This window comes from Mesorhizobium sp. M7A.F.Ca.CA.002.09.1.1 (assembly GCF_003998555.1).
GTDB classification, from domain to species: Bacteria; Pseudomonadota; Alphaproteobacteria; order Rhizobiales; family Rhizobiaceae; genus Mesorhizobium; species Mesorhizobium ciceri.
In genome coordinates, this window is record NZ_RZRR01000608.1 from 1 (window position 1) to 3,511 (window position 3,511).

The following is a 3,511-nucleotide window of genomic DNA, read 5'->3' on the forward strand; positions in this document are numbered from 1 at the left end:
CCAACATGCTGTCCGTAGACAGCGGCTCAACAGCCACGACGGCTGCCGATGTGAAGATCCTTTCGGCCTTCAACCGTGACGCGGCCGGCGCATCTTCGATCTCGACCATCGACGTCAAGGTGGAAAGCATCAAGCTCTATGAAGCTGGTACCACCTCGGGCCTCGCGAAGGGCATCCTTGACACGTACCGCCTCGGCAGCGACGGCAGTGTGGCCGCAGCGGTCTCCGGCACGCAGACAGCTCTAGGGGCGGCTGCACTGGCCACCGACACCTATTCGGCCGCCTCGCTTTCCATCTTCTCGGGTGGCACGGCTGCCAGCGATTCGCAGATCAAGCAGATGCTGACCGTCATCGACTCCGCGCTCGCCGATATGACCAACTCGGCCACCACGCTCGGCGCCGCCAAGAGCAGTATCGACCTGCAGAAGACCTTCACCTCGGACCTGATGGACTCCATCGACCGCGGCGTCGGCCAGCTCGTCGATGCTGACATGAACAAGGAATCGACCCGTCTGCAGGCCCTGCAGGTCCAGCAGCAGCTCGGCGTGCAGGCGCTGTCGATCGCCAACGGTTCCTCGCAGTCGATCCTGTCGCTCTTCCGCGGCTGATCGCCTCCGCTCAACCACAGTTCGCACTAGAAATTCGGGCCGCGCCAAAAGCGCGGCCCTATTTGCGTTTGCTCCAGCCCCGCACAATCCTCGATCCTTAACTCTCAAAAGCCAGCTTTTAACAGGCTGTTAACCATGCCGCGCTAGTTATGGTTAACCAATAGCTTACGACAGTTGGCGAATCGGTCCGAACGGCACGATGCCAATCGTTGAACAGGCCCATCCGGCATGTCTGAGCATGTCGGCTTTTGAGAAGGAGCGACTTTCTTGGCGAGCATCATGACCAACGCCTCGGCGTTAACCGCACTTCAAAGCCTCAGCGCCACCAACAAGTCGCTCGAACAGACACAGGCCCGCATATCGACCGGCTATCGGGTCTCGCAGGCTTCGGACAACGCCGCCTATTGGTCGATCGCCACCACCATGCGCTCGGACAATTCGGCCCTGTCGACGGTGCAGGATGCACTCGGCCTCGGCGCCTCGAAAGTCGATGCCGCCTACACCGGCATCACCAACGTGCTGACGACGATCGGCCAGATCAAGACCAAGGTGTTGTCCATGGTCGGCCAGACGGATGCCGCCAAGGCGAAGACCCAGACCGAGATCAAGGCGCTTCAAACGCAGATGAAGTCCTTTGCCGATGCGGCCACCTTCTCCGGCTCGAATTTCCTCGCGGTGACCTCCAAGCAGGTCACGGCCGCCAATGATGGCGTCCAGCCCGACTCGCAGATCGTGTCCTCATTCAATCGCTCTTCATCCGGCGCTGTCTCGATCGGAACGATCAACATCAATGTCGAGGGCACCAAGCTTTTCGACTACGGCCTTGCCGCCGAGGTCAAGAACCAGGGCGTCCTCGATCGCCAGACCTCCATCTATTCCACGGGCGCCGCCCAGACCCTGTATGACAACGCCTATGCTGGCGTGATCGCGGGCGGAGGAACGGATATCGCCGCGAACACTGCCGGCCAGACGGCGGCGGGAGCGGTCACCAAGGTCGACAATATTTCCGCCTACAACCTCGACATCACGGCCCCAGGGGTGACCGACGGCATCATCACCCAGATGGTCACCATGATGGACAAGGTCATGGCCCAGTTGACTGATTCCGCCACCATCATCGGTTCGGCCAAGAGCTCGATCGACCTGCAGAAGACCTTCACCCAGAGCCTGATGGACTCCATCGACCGCGGCGTCGGCCAGCTCGTCGACGCCGACATGAACAAGGAATCGACCCGCCTCCAGGCCCTGCAGGTGCAGCAGCAGCTCGGCATCCAGGCACTGTCGATCGCCAACAGCTCCTCGCAGTCGATCCTGTCGCTGTTCAAGAACTAATCGCGGGCGCCACCGGCGCCCTCCTTTCGCATCCCAACTGACGGGCCGCGCCGCAAGCGCGGCCCGATTTCATTTTCGCACAAGCTTCGAAGACTAGAGTTCCGGCGGACAATCATGCTGGGAGTCGTCGAACCGTGCCGGAACAGATCCAGAGCATCATCTCGAATCTCCGCGGGTTTGGCGTGAAGCGCCTCGCCATGCTGGCGGGCATCGCCGTTCTGGTGATGGGCGTCATCGGCATCGCCTCGGTCTATCTCAACCGCCCCGCCTACGACACGCTCTATGTCGGGCTCGACCGCGCCGACGTGAACCAGATCGGCCTGGTGCTCGGCGAAGCCGGTATCGGCTTCGATGTCGGCGCCGACGGAACCTCGGTTCTGGTGCCGGCCGGCACCACCGCCCAGGCGCGCATGCTGCTCGCCGAAAAGGGCCTGCCGACCAGCGCCAATGCCGGCTACGAACTGTTCGACAATGTCGGCTCGCTCGGCCTCACCTCGTTCATGCAGCAGATCACCCGCGTGCGCGCGCTTGAAGGTGAGATCGCCCGCACCATCCAGTCGATATCGGGCATCAAGGCGGCGCGGGTCCACATCGTCATGTCCGAACGCGCCAATTTCCGCCGTGACGAGCAGCAGCCTTCCGCCTCCGTGGTCATCCGCTACGCCGGCATCGACGCCGAAAAGAGCGCCATGTCGATCCGCCATCTCGTCGCCGCCGCCGTCCCCGGCCTGTCGGCCGACAAGGTGACGGTGCTCGATTCCAGCGGCAATCTGCTGGCTGCGGGCGACGACCCTTCAAACACCAGCGCCGCCCGCACGCTCGGCGTCGAGCAGACCGTCGAGGCGCAGATCGGAGACAACATCCGCCGTGCGCTGACGGCCTATCTCGGCCCCGACAATTTCCGCGCCAGCGTCAAGGCCGAGGTCAACACCGACACCCGCCAGACGGAAGAGACCATCTTCGATCCGAATTCCCGCGTCGAGCGCTCGGTGCAGTCGGTGCGCGCCAACGAGAACAACAACCAGAAGCAGGCTTCCACTCCGGCCAGCGTCGAGCAGAACCTGCCTGAGACCCAGGCAACCGCCACCGATGGCCCGCAATCCTCCTCGCAGAACGACCGCAGGGAAGAGATCACCAACTACGAGATCAATTCCAAGAAGATCGCCACCGTCTCCAACGGCTACACCGTCACCAAGATGTCGATTGCCGTGGTCGTCAACCAGCAGCGGCTGACGACCATCCTCGGCAAGGACGCCACACCGGAGCAGATCGCCAAGCGCGTCGCCGAGATCCAGAAGATGGTCACATCCGCCACCGGCCTGGATGAAAAGCGCGGCGACATCATCGACGTCTCGGCGGTCGAGTTCATCGATGGCCTGGATGGCGAGGCGATCCCGCAGGCGGGAATGCTCGATTCGATCGGCCAGCATGCCGGCACGATGATCAATGCAGGTGCCTTCATCGTCGTGGTGTTCCTGGTGGCCTTCTTCGGCCTGAGGCCGATGGCCGCGGCGCTGACGGCAAAGGCTGCTCCAGCCCTGGCAGGTCCCAGCTTCGACGACGTCCAGCGC

Annotated in this window: 3 protein-coding genes; all 3 read left to right on the forward strand. The window is 62.7% G+C overall.

Annotated features, from left to right (window positions below):
• On the forward strand, nt 1–608 hold a 608-nt coding region (locus EN994_RS36280; RefSeq protein WP_281060193.1), incomplete at its 5' end, for a flagellin.
• A 267-nt stretch (nt 609–875) separates the two neighbouring features.
• Nucleotides 876–1,940 (forward strand): flagellin, encoded by a 1,065-nt coding sequence (locus tag EN994_RS22955; RefSeq protein WP_027161432.1) that lies wholly within the window; start codon nt 876–878, stop codon nt 1,938–1,940.
• Nucleotides 1,941–2,074: 134 nt separating this feature from the next.
• On the forward strand, nt 2,075–3,511 hold a 1,437-nt coding region (gene fliF / locus EN994_RS22960), incomplete at its 3' end, for a flagellar basal-body MS-ring/collar protein FliF (RefSeq protein ID WP_127307827.1).